The following is a 16,671-nucleotide window of genomic DNA, read 5'->3' as shown; positions in this document are numbered from 1 at the left end:
GTCTCGGCACCCGGACCTGAGGCGATAGATTTGGGATGACTGTTCGACGCGCCGTGCCAAGGTCGCGGGCGGCGCTAACGAGGAGTGAAGGGAACGTGGGCCGAGTGCACCAGGCAGCCGACGAGGACGCCCTTGCGGAGCTGGCCGCCGCTTCCGCGAACTTCGGCTTCCTGCTGCCGCTGGAGCCCCTCCTACTGCTGTACGGCGCGGGTGCCGAGGCCGACGCGCACGCCCATCCGGAACGGTCCCTCGCTCAGGCCCGGCAGTTCGCAGAAGTGCTGACCGCGGAGTCCGTCCGGCTGCTCGGCCCGGAATCCACCGATGACGCCGCCGACGGTCCGATGCACCGCGCGCTGACTGAACTGCGCCGTTCCGGCACCCCCGCGCCCGGCGGCGAGACCGGACCAGCTGACCAGTCCCGTGCCCGACGTCTCGTACGGCACTGCTTCAACCTGGGCGTCTGGTACTTCCGGCTGCGGACCGGAGTGCGTGACGCGCTTTCCTTCGTTCCGCCGGCCGAATGGGACGACACCGCGGCAGGCTCGGCACACCAGCAGGTCACCGCGTGGGAGCCCGTGACCGACCCGGCCAACTGGGTCGCTCTGCTCGACGACTACGTCCCCGCGCTGCGGCGGACGTTCGACCGGCAGACGCCCGCCGGGACGGCCACCCGCGCGTCCCTGAAGGCGCGGGCGGCCCGCCTGGAGGCGGAGTGGCGCGTCGCGGACTGGCTGACCGAGGCGGGGTGGACTGTACGAGACGATTCCGATGTGCTGTACGAGCTACCGGTACGGGGAGTCGCGGTACGGGGCACGGCGCACCCTGACGGTACGGAGGGACCGAACTATGTGCTCCACGTAGACGGCCAACCGGTGGGCACCGTCGCGGTGCGGCCTGGCGGCGGGGATCTGCCGACGGCGATGGCCCGAACCCGTGAGGCCGGCACCCCGTCGATGGCGTCCGCGGAGCGGCGGATGCCCTACACATACGCCACCGACGGAGTCCGGGTGCTGTTCCGGAACGGCGACGACCCCGAGCCGCACCCCCGGGAGGTCTTCACCTTTCACCAGCCGGAGACCGTGGCCCGCTGGCTGCGCGAGTCCGCGGCCGACCCCTAGGCGCCGACGTTCCAGGCCCGCGTGCGCCGCCGTCTTCCGGACCTCAGGGATGACGGTGACGCCCAAGACTCCCTGCAGTACGACGCAGTGCGGGCCTTCGAAAGCTCGCTGCGCCGAGGTGAGCGCCGGGTGGCTTTCGTCGAACGGAAGTCCCGATCGGGCGATCGCCGCCGGGGCCTTCCGGCACCGGAGATCGGTGCGCTCGCGACGAATCGGGATGGATGACGTCCCATGACGCTCGTCCAACGGTCGCGCGCCGGATCAAGAGGCCGACTCACCAGGGCCCGTCACAGCGTGCGACCTTGCGCCTGAGCTCGCGGATGATGTCCTGCCATTGCCAGGAATCGCTGCCGCACCACTGTTCCTCATCGACCGGCTGCCAGGCCGCCAGTTCCTCCAGATGGGTGATCATCGTCGAGGTGTCGGTGTCGGGGACTTCGCTCTTGCCGTCGAGCCACCGTTTGATGCCGTGCAAGCGGTGAGCCGCACGGTAGTAGGACAGCTGGGAGTCGGTGAGCCTGCGTAGGGCGTATCCACCACACTTGCTGCACCAGTCGAAGTCGGTGCGCGCCATAAGGTCGGCAACATTGAGAAGGTCGTCGCTGGCCACAACGGCGCGTTCGTGGGCGTGCCGGCACAGCGGCGAGTGGCCCTTGCCCTCGATCAGAGGGTTGGCGTTGGTGGTGTAGAACTGGACAGCGGCCAGGGGCCCCAGAGGGAGACCGCTGCCGCTTCGCCACCGGTCGCTGCTCGGCGGCCGGAAAGGCGCGAAGTCGAGGTGGTTCTCCGTGAGCAGGCCGTGCCATACCGCCACCGGCAGCCCGCCGGGCCGGTCTGTGTCCAGGCTCCGCAGGTCGTGCGCGCCGCGCGCCAGGGCAAGCAGACGCAGATTCAGGTCTCGGTCTTCGGTGCCGTAGGTCTGGCGGAGGGTCTGACGTCCGCCTTCGGCGAGACCCAGACTTGCACCGAAATGCGGATCGTGGACGCGCTGGCCGGGACCAGGCCGCTGAGCATCACATGCCTCGGGCCCGGCGCTGCTGCCAGGCTCCTCCAGGCCGATCACGCTTGCGGGCAGGTCACGGGCTCCTGCGATGAGGACGCCCAGCCACCCCTTGGCCAGCCGTCTCTCGATGGTGTCGATCGGCAGGACTTCCGCTCCCCCGCTCGCCGAAAAGACCAGGTACAGCTGGTCGGCACCGGGCGCCAACGTGCGCAGCGCACGGATGTGATCGTGGGTGACAGGGCGTCGGTCGAAGACCGGGGTGTCGTCGAAGATGCCCGGACGGACGGTGCCTGGCTGACTTCCCGGACCACGGTCGCACTCGGGCAGATCCGCTGCCCCGTCGACTGGGCAGCACGGGAGGTCGCTCGCCGGGCCAAGGAGCCGTTCGGCGACGAGATCGGGGACTTCCAGCGTGAGGACGCGGTTCCTCCAGTCAGCATCGACGGTCCACGTGACCAGCACACCGAGCGTCCACGCGTCCAGCCCCTCCAGGAAGTCCCGCCCATCATGACGGGGCGAGATGTCGGACGCCTCCGGCACGTGCGCCGTCAGCCGACGTGTCGGGGCCCGGTCCGCCGACTTCGCTGCCGCCCGGGCCCGTTCCTCCCAGGACTCGATCAGGCGCGCGGCCTCGGCTCGGGCCGCGTCGTAGCCCTTCCGGTTACTGCGGATGCCTCGCACAATCTCGTACGAGAGATAGGCACGCGCCTTCGGCCCTTCCCAGGGGCGTCCGGCCGCGTTCTGCCACCGGCGCCACAGGTCCACGAGTGCCGCAGACACCCGGCTGTTGGCGCCCAGCACCGCGAAGGCCGGGGCCGCGCACGGAAGCTCGGGCGTGCGGAGAGTAGTTGCGGCAGCAGCTACAACGAGTTCCTCCGGGTTCGCGAACCGGGCCGCCTGGGCCCGCAGCGTCTCCAGGTACCGCGTCTTCGCCGTCAGCGACGGCTTCGCCCACTCCTCCAGCCAGGGAAAGTGAGCGAGGACGGCCTGTGCCCGATACAGGCTCCGTCCCGCGCCGCGCCAATGGGAGAAGATCAGGCCCCACAGATGTTCGGCGTCCTCACGTGCATCCCGTACCGATGCGCCGCCTTCCGCCTCCTCGTCGTCATCACCGTCAAGATTCTGTGCAGCACGAAGAAGCACAGCGGCGTCTCGTACCTCCTCGTCGGTCCAGCATTCGTCCTCGTCCGGCTCCGTGTAGGACTGCAACTGGTACAACAGGCCCGTCCCGCCCAGAGCCCGCAGGAACATGCCCAGCCCGGTAGTCGGCCGACCCCCGACACCCCATGCGGCGCACCCCGAGCACAGCCGTCGCAACGTCGTCGCTTCCAGCCGCACGTCGACAGTTCTCACGTCGGAAGTACGCAGCTGTCCGCACTGCCTGTCCACATGCAGATTGGCCGCCTTGCTCCTGGCCGAATGCACCGTGATCAACGAGCCCTCGAACAGCCCGAGTGGAACGTCAGCCATCGACAACTTGCCACCCACAAGTCCCCCCATCCCTGTCCCTCGAAGACTAGAACCAAGCAACACCTTCACCCCTTCCAGACGTCAGAACGGCCTCCACCGAAGGACGTCTTCATCATTTGCATGCTCGTCGCCAACACCGACACCGCAAGGCCACTGCGTGTAGCGGGCACTGGTCCCCAGCCTTGGTCCCCAGGCCGACGCCGCACCATCTCCCGCACCTCTGCGCGCACTCAGCTCACGCACCCCCACTGCGAGAACGTGACCTCAGCAGCGAAGCTCCGAAAATGCACATGCCTCGGACAAGAAGATCGTGACGTCCGCCAACGAACGCAGACAATGATCCGGGGAAGCCCCGGTTTGGCCAACCGGCGATCCCGTGTTACAAGCACCAGGCATAGCAGCCAGCACGGATGCCCAAGAGCCGAATAGAGCAGGCGTCTTCTAAGCACCTGCTCGATTCTTACCTTGAATTCGGACTACACCGGGACTTGAGTAAGATCCGCCATGCCTTCAAGCGTGTGACGCCGCCTTCGACCGGCGCCGGGCTATAGCCAGCGCCCAGTTGACGGTTCGCCAGGTCGGCGAAAGCTCCCGTCCCGGCGGGCCGCCTGCCGGAAATCGCCGACACGGGTCGGCGCCGATGTAGGCACGGTCAGCGAGAATGGCAACGCCCTGACGTTCGCTTACGGGATGATCCGGTAAGCGCGGGCTGCAGATGAGAGCGCGCGGCCGGGCATCTTCGGCCGGATCCACAACAGCTGCCCGACCGGGTAGGACACATCTGCACGTTGTTACCCCGCGCTCGTGAGACATGTCTGCCCGGCTGCCGCCAACCCGGTCACACCCCGCGAGATGCTGTTCAGCAGCACGTCGTCAGGGCCCGATTCGCGCAGCGCGCAGCAGGCCGGGGGCACAGTCGGCGAGCAGGTCGACGAGGGCCGTCGTGTAGGCGTGACCCGAGCCGACGGAGATACCGAATCCGGCGGGGAGCTGGGCGGGGATGTCGGGACGGTGCAGGTACGCCGGGCCGACCAGAACACACTGGTGCGGTAGGAGCTTGCAGCGACGGTCGCCCTCGCGAGTGACGATGGGCATGGTGACGCACTCGGCCAAGGCGCGCGGCAGGTCGAACGCAGCAGAATACAAGGCCAACGCGGCTCCTGCGCCCGTGGGCTGAGACTTCGAACAACCCTCCCCCAATGCCACCGGAGCCTCGTGCGTTGCGGACATCGAGCCCGTCACTCGAACACCGGCCACACTGAAAGAGGTCCGCACTTCCGCTCAGTATCGAGCGCAGTCTCGGACATCCCCTGCCCAACGGGTCGATCGCTGTGTGTACGAACATCTTGCCGTTATTGAGGGCCACGGCCTCGACGTCGGCTACTCCCCTGGGCATGACGGTGATCGCCAACTCCCCGAGACCTCCCCATCAGATCGACTACCCTACGTACTGTGGGTGGGACTGGGGGCGACAAGATCAGCCTGGAGCGGCCAGCTTCTCATGTACGACTAGCTCCCCGTTGAATGCATCAGAATCACACCTCACCCAGGCAAACCGCAGCCTGAACCCCAAGCCCAGAGTCAGGAAACAACCAGGAGCGGTCCAGTGGTGGACGAACAGTTTGGACTGGATACAGTGGCGGCCGAGCAGGCCGTCGCTTCTGTGTTCGAGCAGATTGTCGCCGTCCTTGCGCGCCGGGCGGACGCAGCGATCGATGACGCGACCCTCTTCCGACTGGCGAACACGCTGTTTGCTGCGTTTGCCCGCGCGGGCGAAGACGGACTGACAGCGGAGCAGATCAGGGCGGCATGCGCCGCATTCCCGGACGAGGTGATCGACAATCGCCTGAGCGTCCTGAAGAAGCTCGGCGCGATCCAGCCCGCGTTTGATAAGCCTTACCAGCGCGAGTTCCGGGCCTCGTTCACCAGCTACGTGTCAATGTTGTTCGTCCAGCGGATGCTGGCCCGCGGGGGTCAGTCTGAATTGCACCATCTTCTGACGATGGAGAAGATCAGGCTGGAGGGCGGGGAGGGTACAGCCGAGGAAGCCCTCGAGGTAGTCGTAGGAGTAACCACGGCGCTTCGGCTCCTCGTCGCCGAGCTCGTGGCGCTGACCGTCGGCGGCACCGTGGAGGCGCTGCGGGAGCGCGCGCCACTGCTCTGGAACGCGAAGTCGCTCATTGACCAGGCGTCCGCGGTACATGCGATCTTGCTGAAGTTCTGGCCGGAACTCAGCCGCAAGTGTGGGGAGCTGCGATCGGCGATCGCCGCCTACGAAGATGCTTCGACGAACGCGTCGGCACGCCTGATGACCGCAGCGGGGACCACGAGGGCGCTGAACCTGCTACCGCCTGAGATGTGGAGGCGCTTCGCACGGCGGGCAACGGTAGATGAGCTCGCGGCGGTCCTGGCTGATCAAGTCTTCGACGCTCCTGCCCCGTGGCACGATATCGCCGACCTGACGGAGGCCGTCGCCAGCAGGCCGCAGCCAACCGGCAGCCGTTCCACGCCGCCGCGTTCCCGGGTTCCCGATGGCGATGAGCCGCCCTCCCAGGAACGCTCAGACGCTGAGGCCGAGCGACTGATGGGAGTCGCCGAAGAGGTACTGAGCGGCGGGGACTCAGTTGCGATCGAGCAATTGCTGTCGGGCATGGACTGGGTGACGGCGCGCCGCGTGCTTGCCGACCTAGTCGCCGCGAGTAACAACGACCAGTTCGGCTACCGGCTGGCATGGTCTGGTCCGGTCCAGGTACAGGCGGGCAGTGTGCCGTCCTGGCTTACCCCTGGCGTGTTCGAGCGAGAGCGGAGGCCCGCGTGAGTAGTACCGAGGCGGCGCTGTGGTGGGCGAGGGCTCGAGCCGAAGGTCCACTGCGCGTACCGTCAGCGACTAGAATCCCTGCAGGCATGCTGCGACTAGTAGAGCGGGATAGTGAGCACTGCTGGCTGCTGCACCGCCCGCCCGACGACGTGACGCCGGCTGTGCTGCGCGAGCTGCGAATGCAGGTGCTCCCAGTGGAGTTTCCGAACGAGACCAGCCGGGTCTTGGCGGCGGCGCTGCGCTGCTGCTGGCCCGATGTCCAAACAGGCCCGTGGCCGGGGCAGTCGGCGACGACGCGCGAGGTGCTGGATGTAGTGGACCAGCTCATTCCCGGACGTGGGGAAGAGGTACTGCACCGCCTCGGAACGGGGGCGCTCCGACGCCTGCATACCAGCCGGTGGCTGGACATCGATGCCGAGGCGCAGAGGGTCTGCCTCGGCCCCCGGGTGGCTACCTGGCCGGAGCAGGACCTCCCGGCGCTGCGGGAGCTGCGCCGGGAGCTGCCACTGCCGCGGCCCGACCGTGAGCTGGACCAATGAGCGGCTTGTTCGATGATCTGCTCCAGCCACTCGGCGACAAGCAGCGCGACGCGCTGGTCTCGGCTTGGGCCGCACTGGAGTACGGTAGCGAACCCGCCAGCGAGGCCGCACTGCCGGCACTTCGGGACGCGACGCTACGTCACCTGCTAGACCAGATGCTGCAAAGGACCGGCCGCACGCTCATCCACGCGGGCGCCCACCTGTGGACGTCGGGGTACCGGGACGACATAACCGCGGAACTCGCGGCGAAGGGCTGGGGGATATTAGCACCTCTGGAACGGGCTGCTCTGATATTGGTGCTGATCCACTCGGTCGCAATCCCCCGAGCAGAGGGGCAGCTGATCGGGGATGACTGGCAGTCGCCCCATCCGACCACACCGACCCGCCTGCGGAAGCTGTCGCAGGTTCACGGGCAGCGGCGCTTGTCCGATGCCTTGCAGTGGCTGCGCGCAGCCGGGTTGGTCCGCGCAGTGCGCGGCTCCGATCCCGAGACCGCCGGCGCCTCCTACGTCCCTGGGCCGGCGCTGCGTCGGCTCACTCCCGCCGCGCGCCAGCGCCTGCAAGAAAACCTAATCCTGGCCGTAGGCCCGGATACCGCGCTCGCAACGGCGATCACGGTCCGCCGGAGCTTGAGCCGCCCCCAGGAAGTGACATTTTCCCCAAGGAGCGGTTCATGAGCGACAGCACACCGCAAGAAGAGGACATCGTCGGTGACCGTGTCCTTGTCGGCCTGCAGAGCGTGCGAGTCTCCCGGCTGTCCACGCATCCCATCCCGATTGCCGCTGGCACTCTCATCGCCGTGGCCGGGCAGGGGCCGAAGGACTCCAATGGCGCGGGGAAGTCGTCGCTGCTGGCCCAGATCAGCTTGCTGCATGCTGATGAGCAGTGGCGATTCGGCTCCGGTGCGCCCGCCGCAGTCGACCTGCTGTTTAACTCAGAGGACGCTGGCGGTGAAGACCGTTGGGGTAACGCCGACCATGGGTACGTCATCGGCGTGTTCGCTCCCGCCGCCGGGACCCTTGATCAGCTTCAGGCCAGGGCTCTGACCGTGTGGATCCGGATCGATCGCAACAGCCAAAAAGGGCCCCGCCTGAAGCTGCGCTGGCAGGACGGTCTGCATCTACCCGCCGGGGGCAGCGAGGACGAACGAGAACAGGCCGCTGACACAGTTTGGCAGGCCCTGCCCCCGCGGGCCGTCCCGCGAGCTAGGCGGCAGGACGTGGCGGCCCGTGATCTTCCGCGCACCCTCTACGGAGAGCACGTGCGATGCGTGTCGTTTTTGTCGACATCGGTGCGGGCCAGTGCTGCCCCCAACCTTCTCGCCCAACCGCTGAACGAGATCTCCAAGCGGCGGATCTTCGAGGCGATCGCTGCGCTCACCGGCATCGACCGCGAGCTGGAGACGGAACGCCAGGCACGCCACCACGAGTACGACCTTCTCCAGAAGGCCAACGCCGTCAAGTCCGAACTTGCCACCTGGGAGGAAAGCACCCAGGTCATCGAGGGTGGTATCGACGCCCGGGACCAGGCACGCGGACATGTCGCGGAAGCAGCCGATCGCTGGCGGTCGCGCACGGCACGCCTGCTGCACGAAGCCCTCCAGCGCAGCGCCGAAATCCAGGTCGAGGTTGCTGGGATCGATATCGAGATCGAGAAGGCCAGTCGCACAGTGCAAGAGCTGGTCAGACAGGTGGCGGAGCTGGCCGATAACAAGGCGTTCACACAACGTCAGCAGGCCGCGATGAGCACTTTCAACAAGCGCGACGGCGAAGACCGCGAGCTTGGCAACCAAATTGCAACGCTGGAACACCAGATCGAGGAGACCGATCGTCGGCTGCGCGAGGCCAGGGAAGCGGCCCGTGATGCTGACGGCCGTGACGAGCCAACCGCCAATCGGGAACGCGCCGACGCGGACACTAACCTGGAAGTGGCGGTCAAGGCAGTCGGAGTGGCGGAGAAGGTGCTCTCCGACGCCGAAGCAAGCCTGCATGACGCGGAAAGCGGCAGGGACCTGGCCCGGCAGCAGATCGATGTCCTCGCAGCCGAAGGAATCAGCGGCATCTGCCTGCTCGACGCAGTTGTCCTCAGCGCCCAACAGAGGCCAAAGTGGGAGCCCGCACTCTGGCCGTACCGTGAGGCGGCTGTCGTGGACTCCGAAGATCTCGACAGGGCCAGCGTACTTTTGGCGGGTATACCCGGTTCGACCCTGATCGCCGCCAATCTCACCACCAGCGCGAGGCACGTCGGCCTCCCGGGCAATGCCAACCCGCAGTACGACCTGAGCGGCTTCCTCGCGTCCCTTGACGCGCGAGTCACTTCCCGCCCCAACCCTGACCGGGTCCACGACGACGCGGGCCTCGTGATCATCGGCGGGTTTCCCAGCCCCGTGACCGGTCGTGCCGCCCGCATTGTCGCCGCACGGGAGCGCGTTCGCCAGGAGTCCGAAAGCCGCCAGCAGGCTGAGAAAAAGTGGAAGGCTGCCAGCCAGCAGGTCACCGCCGCTGAGCGTCGGCAGAAAGGCGCAAGGGCCGCAGTCGAGGCGAGCCAACTGGACGTGCTGATTGGCAGCCTGCGGAAGAGAGATCAGACCACCCGGGAAGAGCGCGCGAAACTTACTCCGGTGCTCGGCGCTGCAGTCGCCGAGCGGAACGAGGTGATTCGCCTGGAGGGTGTCCGCCAGAAGGAGATCCAGTCTCTGCAGCATCAGAAGACCACCCTCGACGGCACAAACAAGGCTCAGCGAGCGAAGCGCGAGAACCTTGAGAAGGAACGATCGCAGCTCGGCCTTCCGGAACTGACTGCCCAATGGGGTGGCGCCCTCGACTCTGCCAGCGAGCACCTGCTCGCTCTGCCGGACAACCAGCAGTCCTGGACGGCCGACGACTGGTGGGAGGAAGCCAGGCACCTGATCAGTACTGCGATATCCGAGTGCTTCCCTCCCGCCGCCTCTGGCAGTATGCCGACGGAGATCACTGGCCTGCTGGGAGAGTTCCGCCAGCGCGGGCCAGGCAGCGGCCGACGGGCACAGGCCGCCTTCGCCCAGTTGCACCACGCTCTCCATGTCTACCTCCGCCAGCACGAAGGCACCGACCAGTACGAGCGCCAGCAGATCGCCATTCATCGCAAAGAACGCTACGAGAGCCTCAACGCCGCGCAGATCGGCCACAGTGAGGCGATCCAGGCCAGCCGAGCGCACCGAGGAGCACTCACCTCCGCCATCAAGAAGAAGCTGGACGACGTCGCAGCCGAGTTCGACCGGCTCGATAAGGCCCATGGCGGGTACGGGGCCTCACTCCAGTACGACGAACCTCCGCCGCCGGCCGACCCCACGGAGGACTGGAATTGGGATGTCACGCCGATATGGCGACGCGCCCACGGGCGGCGGCACATCCCCTACAACCGGCGCGCCAACACTGCACAGATCGATGATCGGGCAATCAAGCTCGTGTGTGCCGCCGCAGCGGCGAGCGGCACAGGTCGTCCACTACTACTCGTTCTGGACGAGCTCGGCCGCAACCTCGGCAAGCAGCACCGCCGCGAAGCGGTCGCCCTTCTCGGGCAGATCGGCAGGGAGAGCGGTATCACCGTCGTCGGGGCACTGCAGGACGACATGGAATCCTATGCCATCGGCGCCTGCGGCGAGTACGTCAAGCTGCGCCGCAGCTCTGACTCCAGCCCGTACAACGAGGAGCCCGTCATTGTCGGCTATGACGAGCACACCCCGCGTGTCGAACTGCTCCGTGCCTGGCTGACCGGCAACGGGTACCGTGAGCCGGCATGACCGACCGCTCCCGCCCGCGCGGCTTCGCGATGCGCCACCTCAGCGTCTACCCGGGCCTGACCACGTACGCCGTCCCTCTGCCCGACGGCAACTACAACACCGACCGCAACGGCAATCCGAAGGTCACGCGCGTCACTCTGGAGCCGGAAGGCTTCCCGACACCGCGCCGCCCGCCCGGCCTGACCGACAGTCAGTGGGCCTTCGCCACCAACGGCCCCCGCAGGTGGCAATCGGCTGTGACCACTTTCGGTGACCATGCCGAGGGCATAGCCACCGAGCTTGCGCGCAACGGGTGCATCGTCCTCGAATGTGACTTCCGCGACGCCCGCGTGGTCCTGCCACCCCGTGGCTGGGCTCCGCATCCTGATCTGCAGGCGGCCCGGCAAGAACACAGCAACCAGCGCGCCGCCCGACGAGCTGCTCAAGGTGACGAGGCACGCCGTCTTACCATCGAGCTCGCTCCCTATCCCGAGGTCAGGCCACTGGTGGCCCTCCTCGCAGCACAAAGGGACGGGGCCTTCCGTAACCACGTCATCAAGGTCGCCCAAGACTTTCTCACCGACGAGACCATGAAGGGCGCAGGCGAGGTCGCGCCGTGGGCCGCTGTGCGGTGGCTCAAGCGTGGAGCGAAATCGGACTACGAAAGGGATCAGGAGCCGCTTGCGGAAGGTGGCCAGGGAGCGGTCTACAGAGGCGTGCACAAGTACACCCGCATCCCCGTCGCTTTGAAGCAGCTCCGCTACGGCGATGAGGACTCTGTACACCGCATGGGCCGCGAGATCGCCATCGGGCACCTCTACGGAGAGCACCCGAACGTCATGCCGGTGCTTGACTCTGACCCGGACGGACGGTGGTTCGTCATGCCGCTCGCGAGCGGCAGCGCCGCCAGCCACGCACAACGTCTGCGGCGGGAGACCGGAGCTCTCCGCGGCCTCGTCACTGCGGTTTGTGAAGGACTGCGGGGCCCACACGCCGACGACCGGATTCACCGCGACATCAAGCCAGCAAACGTCCTGCTCCTCAACGGCAAGTGGGTCGTGGCGGACTGGGGGCTGGGGCGCCAGCCCCGAGGGGAGACTAGCGTTCCGCGCCGAACTCGGACCGGCACCGGCTTCGGGTCCGAGGGATTCGCGGCACCGGAGCTGACGTCCGGAAACCCCCATAACGTGGCGGCCACTGCCGACGTTTACAGCATCGGACGGCTTATCGCAGCCATTCTGACCGGGGAGCGTCCGGAGCAGAACCTCCCGCTGCTGCCCGCACGCGGACCATGGCGCGCCGTAGTAGCGGAGGCAACCCGCCGCAAGCCGGCCGACCGACCCCAAGACGTGGACGAGTTCCTCCGTCTACTCATATAGACATCCCGTGACCGTTGCCACGCCGTCCCAGCGTTGCCAGGCACTGAGTCTGGTCCGCCTCAGCTAAAAGGATCATGTCGTCGATGACGCGCATCTCGCTAGAGCCGTACTTCCTGCACCAGGACCAGGTGCAGTCCCTCCTCGGTGAGCACCGGACAGAGTCTGCGCGGGCGCGGGCTGACCGCAGGAGCGATCCCGAGGCAGCGTTGCCTTATGTGCTCGCCACAGAACTGGCCGATGCGCTCTCCTCTCTGGGAGTCGGCGAGCTGGCGAGGTGCGTACTGGGACAGGGCCTCCGCACGGGGCAGATCGTCGGTGCTGAGCTGGAATTTGTGTTCCAGCGGGACCGAGACCACGACGCCCCAGGTTTCAAGCCGGTCAGGTTCACGGCGGTACTCGACGCGGACAAGCCGGTGCACGTCACCGGCACATTCAACTCGGCAAGAACTGCCAGCTCGTCCGCGACCGGCAGTCTCGCCGGAAATCGGCGGGCCTACTTGATCGGAACGGTCACCAATCTCAGCGCAGCGCAAATTGAGATCAGGCCGGTCTTCATCGGAGTCAGGTCGTTCGTCGATGGCCGCCTTGCTGCCGGGGGCCCAGCACCGGGAGCGCGGGTGTACCCCGGAGATATCGGCCAGTTCAGCGGGATCGACTTCGCTTCTCCCCTAACAGAAACTGAGCGTGAAGCGGTCCTGAGCGTGCCGGAGGACACAGTGAAACACGCCTTCGCCAGGCTGATCGGCGAGTCGTACGTTCCCAAGGACTGGGGTGGAGAGCGCTCTGATCTCTACACATCACGAGTGTTCGCCCGTGGGCACCAGATGTCAGCCGCGTGGCTATTCAAGGGACCCGGCTACCCTCGCGCCATGGATATTAGGGCCCTGGGCAAGAACGGCGACCAAATCGACCGGCTGTTCACCGAGCCAGCGGAGCTACTCGTTCTGCAGCACTGTCATCAGATCAAGCCGAGCGTGGTTGGCATGATGGACGCCTACGCCCACGACGCCCGGCGCCCCCGCTCCTACATGATCATCGACGGGTCGGACACCGGGCGCATACTGAGGTCGCTGGGCCTGCTCCCGGCAATGCCAGCAAAGCTGACTCTGTTCGAGTGACAGGCTCGATGTCTGCAACGCACAAAGCTCCCGTGCCATTCGGAAGGTGTCGTATGGCTTGAACGACGGGCCTTGGCTGCAGGCACTCCGCACGGGCCACGGGGTGATGGTCGCCGACATGTACCTCCGCCCGAGCGGAAGCGAGCCGCCGGCAGGGACGGCGACGCGCTTGTGGGTGACCGGCCCCCGCCGCGGCGCCCGCCTACGGCGCGACCAGCTGGCCCGCGCCTAGCACAGCCCCGCTTGCCCTTCGTCGAGTAGAACCAAAAGGGAGTCCGTCAGCCGTGGGGGTTCTCTGGGACTTCCGGCTTCATCAACCGGCACGAGCATGGAACAACTGAAAGACCATTCGCGCAGGTCAACGACCGAAAGCCCCTCATCGTGGCAGGTCACCGCGCTGACTGGTCTCTTCCGGGACATCTGACAAGCGGGACTCGGTAGGTCTGCGCTCAGCGTCACCTGCCCTCGGCACCCCATCGATGCTCGTCACTCTTGACAGGGTCTGACCTGCCCACAAGGCGCCTGACACTCCATCAGAACGAGCGTCAAATGAGCGTCACGAGCGTCATTACAGCGTCAAGATATCGCCCGTAACGCCCACACCGCACATAATGCGCACAAGCGAAACCGCAGGTCAGCGACCCAGGGCGGCTCTCGCCGCCCGCCGTGGGGCGAGCAAATCGAAGGCGCCAGGGCCCTGATGACCTTGGAACCGACCTATTTGCGCGTCAGGAGCCCTTAGCGACCGGTTCAAGGATCGCGACACACTCCACATGATGCGTCATAGGAAAGATGTCGGCCTGGACGCAGGCGGTAAAACAGCAGGTCAGAGAGGCTTTCGGGTCCCGAATGAGGGCCAGCGGACGCCCGAAGCGTCAAATGAGCGTCACGGCCGTACGTCGGTTCGGCACGGGCAATCTGGCGTGGCATGGCTACCCGCAGTACGGCAGCACCTCCCCCGGTACGAAGCCTCACGCGGTGGCGTCGCGTCGGTGCGCCCACTGTGGACCCGCCGCGCGTCAGTCGGCGGGGGGCTCTGTCCCCGGCATGTCGTGATCGATTCCGGCATGCAGGGTACGGCCGCCCGACGGGATCACCTCGACGAGGCATTCCTCCTCCGCGTGGGATAGATCCGTGAAGAGTCGAATGGACGTGTTCGGAGCTCCAGTAGGGGGACACTGCCGCGGCGCGGTTTTAACAAGGCGGTCCGGGTGGAGAAGTTGTACCTCACCGGTATGCCACTTGGCGGCAGGGCTGCTTCGAGTGTCTTGACCAGGGTTCCCGGTCCGAGGACGGCCTTGTGCGCGTCCGGCTGCAGGTGAGCGTAGCGCTGGGTGGTCTGGAAGCTCTCGTGGCCCAGGAGGTGCTGGACCTCGTAGAGCGAGACTCCCTTCTGGACCAGCCACGAGGCGCAGGTGTGGCGCATGGAGTGCGGCGGGTAGTGCGGGACGAGCTGCTGCTCGCCGTCGGTGTCGAAGTAGTGGGCGGCCTCGACGGTGGGCCACCAGGTCTGCCGACGCCAGTTGCTGTCGGCGAGGAGCCGTCCGGCACGGCCCTTGGTAATGGTGGTGAACACCACGGCGTCCCGGTCGAGCCGGTGGATGTGGCGTTCGAGGGCCTCCAGGACGTGAGGCGGGAGCGGGACCTCTCTACGGCTCTTGGAGCTCTTGGGGTACTCCTTGATGCCGCTCTTGCTGTTGACCTCCACCACAAACAGTCGAGAGCGGCGCTGGTCGATGCGGTGGCGATGCAGGCCAGACAGTTCTCCCCATCGGAGTCCGGTGTAGAAGCCAAGCAAGCACATCGTCCGCCACGCGGCGGGGAGTTCGTCCAGGATGCTCTGCGCCTGGTCAAGCGTGAACCACTGCGGCGGCTTGACCGCGATCTGGGGCAAGTCGATGCTGCGGCACGGGGTCACCGCCAGGACATCGTCGTCGACGGCCGCACGCATCATAGAGGACGTCAGGTTGTAGGCCCGCTTGATCGCAGCGGCCCCCGCCCCCTTCTCAACCAGGGTCCGGATCCAGCTCTGGACGTCCATGCGGGTGATGGCCCGCATCTCCCAGTCCGCCCAGTAGGGCATGACGTGGTTCTTGATATTGGAGGCGTCGCCGCGAAGCGTGTGGGGCTCAACGATTCGGGCGTTCCACCACCGGTCGTGCCACTCGCGGAACGACACTTCACCGGCCCGCGGGTCGCGCATGCCTCCGCGGGCGAACTGGGTTTCCATCTCTATACCCCAGGCGCGCGCCTGCGCCTTGAGGGGGAACGACTCGCTGAACCGGTCTCCTGTCCGGTTGCGTACGGTCGCCTGCCACTTGCCGGACTTCAACTTACGGAGGTACGAGGCTCTACTCCTTGTTCAGCGGTGACGGGGCCGGGACGGGCCAGGGTCAGCGGCGGGCTGCCGGCGGTACGACGGCGCGGCGGCCGATGAACTCGTCGAGGCCGGCCACGGGAACCCGTACACGGGACCGGCCTGGTCCGGTACGAAGGTCGACCACAGGAAGATCGCCGGCGGCGATGAAGCGGTAGACGGTGCGCCGGTCGACATCCAGGGCAGCGGCGACAGCAGGAATTGACAGCAGGCGTGCAGGCATAGCGGAGACCTTCTCGAGAGCGAGGAGCGACAGGGGCGCGGCAGCATCACCTCGCGCGGTCCGTGCCAGGACGGCCGCCTGCCAGCGGCACGCGCTGCCTACGGCAAAGGCGCCGCAGCAGAGCTGCTCCGCGCCTCCTCTTGCCAACGCGAAGCTGCCTGCGTCCGCCACGACTCCACCGCCAAGCGCAGCCGAAAGGCGAACACCTCAATGGTCGCGACGATCGCCGGTTTGGCTAACCGGCGATCGTCGGCTATGTTGTGCGCCGCGTCACGTACCCGACGTCTGCTTGGCCTCGCCGTCGACGGGGAGAAGAAGGTATGAGCGCGGGGCCCCGGATGCGCTGTCCGAGGCAACCGCCAGCAGACCGTGGTCCGTAAACCGGTCGAGGTTCGCCGTGACGCGGCACTTGGGAATCCCGAGCGCCTGCGCCACTTGCTGGGGTGTGGCGCCGGGATACTGTGCCACGTGCGCAAGGACGGCCCGATCGCCGCGGTAGCCTCGTTGCAAGAGATCTTCACCGAAAGGGCCGACCGCGCAGACGCCGTCACAGAGCCCGGTGGAGACTGCAAGGTAGTCACCTGCCGTCTGGCCTACCCAAGCGTTCAACCCGCCGAGGGCAAAAAGCATGGGTGAAGTGAACCGGGCAGATCGGATTGCGGATTCAGACAGACGGGCCTCCCAAGTAGGAGCCACGCCAGCGGGTCAGCCCGCGCGACGCTCTCCCTCCGAGTGGTTTCGGAGAAGTGATCGCAGCCGAGCAATAGCACCGTCTGGCCTGGATTTTTGCGGGACGTTGTACGTTGACATGGTCCTCGCGCAGCTATCCAGTCTTTCCGCCCTCTTTTTTGTCTGCCGTAGGCGAA

The 16,671-nt window shown here is 66.6% G+C and carries 12 protein-coding genes and 1 pseudogene; 8 read left to right on the top strand and 5 right to left on the bottom strand.

What is annotated here, in order from left to right:
- Positions 1 to 95: 95 nt before the first annotated feature.
- Entirely contained in the window at positions 96 to 1,118 is a 1,023-nt protein-coding gene (locus OG747_RS41360) for a hypothetical protein (RefSeq protein ID WP_405884476.1), read from the top strand.
- Between the two features lie 274 nt (positions 1,119 to 1,392).
- Here the strand turns inward: OG747_RS41360 and OG747_RS41355 are convergent, their stop codons facing one another.
- Together OG747_RS41355 and OG747_RS41350 are read right to left on the bottom strand one after the other, a co-directional pair.
- Complete coding sequence (locus OG747_RS41355) at positions 1,393 to 3,372, bottom strand: hypothetical protein (RefSeq protein ID WP_405884475.1); 1,980 nt, start codon at positions 3,370 to 3,372, stop codon at positions 1,393 to 1,395.
- Positions 3,373 to 4,051: 679 nt separating this feature from the next.
- Positions 4,052 to 4,743: pseudogene (locus OG747_RS41350) on the bottom strand (transposase family protein).
- Positions 4,744 to 5,197: 454 nt separating this feature from the next.
- Here OG747_RS41350 and OG747_RS41345 point away from each other — a divergent pair.
- The 7 genes from OG747_RS41345 to OG747_RS41315 all read left to right on the top strand — a co-directional run bounded on the left by OG747_RS41345 (position 5,198) and on the right by OG747_RS41315 (position 13,437).
- Positions 5,198 to 6,409 (top strand): hypothetical protein, encoded by a 1,212-nt coding sequence (locus OG747_RS41345; RefSeq protein WP_405884474.1) that lies wholly within the window; start codon positions 5,198 to 5,200, stop codon positions 6,407 to 6,409.
- Positions 6,410 to 6,495: 86 nt separating this feature from the next.
- A complete protein-coding gene (locus tag OG747_RS41340) occupies positions 6,496 to 6,948 on the top strand; it encodes a hypothetical protein (protein WP_405884473.1) in 453 nt (150 codons plus the stop codon).
- The gene (locus OG747_RS41335) at positions 6,945 to 7,625 is read left to right on the top strand and encodes a hypothetical protein (protein WP_405884472.1); all 681 of its coding nucleotides are present in this window, start codon (positions 6,945 to 6,947) and stop codon (positions 7,623 to 7,625) included. Before OG747_RS41340 ends, OG747_RS41335 begins: the two co-directional genes overlap by 4 nt.
- Entirely contained in the window at positions 7,622 to 10,729 is a 3,108-nt protein-coding gene (locus tag OG747_RS41330) for a hypothetical protein (protein WP_405884471.1), read from the top strand. Before OG747_RS41335 ends, OG747_RS41330 begins: the two co-directional genes overlap by 4 nt.
- The gene (locus tag OG747_RS41325; protein ID WP_405884470.1) at positions 10,726 to 12,087 is read left to right on the top strand and encodes a serine/threonine-protein kinase; all 1,362 of its coding nucleotides are present in this window, start codon (positions 10,726 to 10,728) and stop codon (positions 12,085 to 12,087) included. Before OG747_RS41330 ends, OG747_RS41325 begins: the two co-directional genes overlap by 4 nt.
- An 83-nt stretch (positions 12,088 to 12,170) precedes the next feature.
- Positions 12,171 to 13,205: a hypothetical protein gene (locus OG747_RS41320; protein WP_405884469.1), complete on the top strand. Its 1,035-nt coding sequence runs from the start codon at positions 12,171 to 12,173 to the stop codon at positions 13,203 to 13,205.
- A gap of 58 nt (positions 13,206 to 13,263) precedes the next feature.
- Positions 13,264 to 13,437 (top strand): hypothetical protein, encoded by a 174-nt coding sequence (locus OG747_RS41315; RefSeq protein WP_405884467.1) that lies wholly within the window; start codon positions 13,264 to 13,266, stop codon positions 13,435 to 13,437.
- An 861-nt stretch (positions 13,438 to 14,298) separates the two neighbouring features.
- On the opposite strand, the gene OG747_RS41310 is transcribed toward OG747_RS41315, so the two are convergent.
- The 3 genes from OG747_RS41310 to OG747_RS41300 all read right to left on the bottom strand — a co-directional run bounded on the left by OG747_RS41310 (position 14,299) and on the right by OG747_RS41300 (position 16,435).
- Positions 14,299 to 15,537, bottom strand: coding sequence for a tyrosine-type recombinase/integrase (locus OG747_RS41310; RefSeq protein ID WP_405884466.1), 1,239 nt, complete (start codon positions 15,535 to 15,537; stop codon positions 14,299 to 14,301).
- 61 nt (positions 15,538 to 15,598) lie between these two features.
- Positions 15,599 to 15,805: a helix-turn-helix domain-containing protein gene (locus OG747_RS41305; protein WP_382119100.1), complete on the bottom strand. Its 207-nt coding sequence runs from the start codon at positions 15,803 to 15,805 to the stop codon at positions 15,599 to 15,601.
- Between the two features lie 270 nt (positions 15,806 to 16,075).
- Entirely contained in the window at positions 16,076 to 16,435 is a 360-nt protein-coding gene (locus tag OG747_RS41300; RefSeq protein ID WP_405884465.1) for a MarR family transcriptional regulator, read from the bottom strand.
- Between the last annotated feature and the right edge of the window lie 236 nt (positions 16,436 to 16,671).

This window comes from Streptomyces sp. NBC_01384, from assembly GCF_045040035.1.
GTDB lineage: Bacteria > Actinomycetota > Actinomycetes > Streptomycetales > Streptomycetaceae > Streptomyces.
The sequence above is the reverse complement of the archived record's forward strand: the minus strand, read 5'-3'. Positions and strand labels throughout refer to the sequence as shown.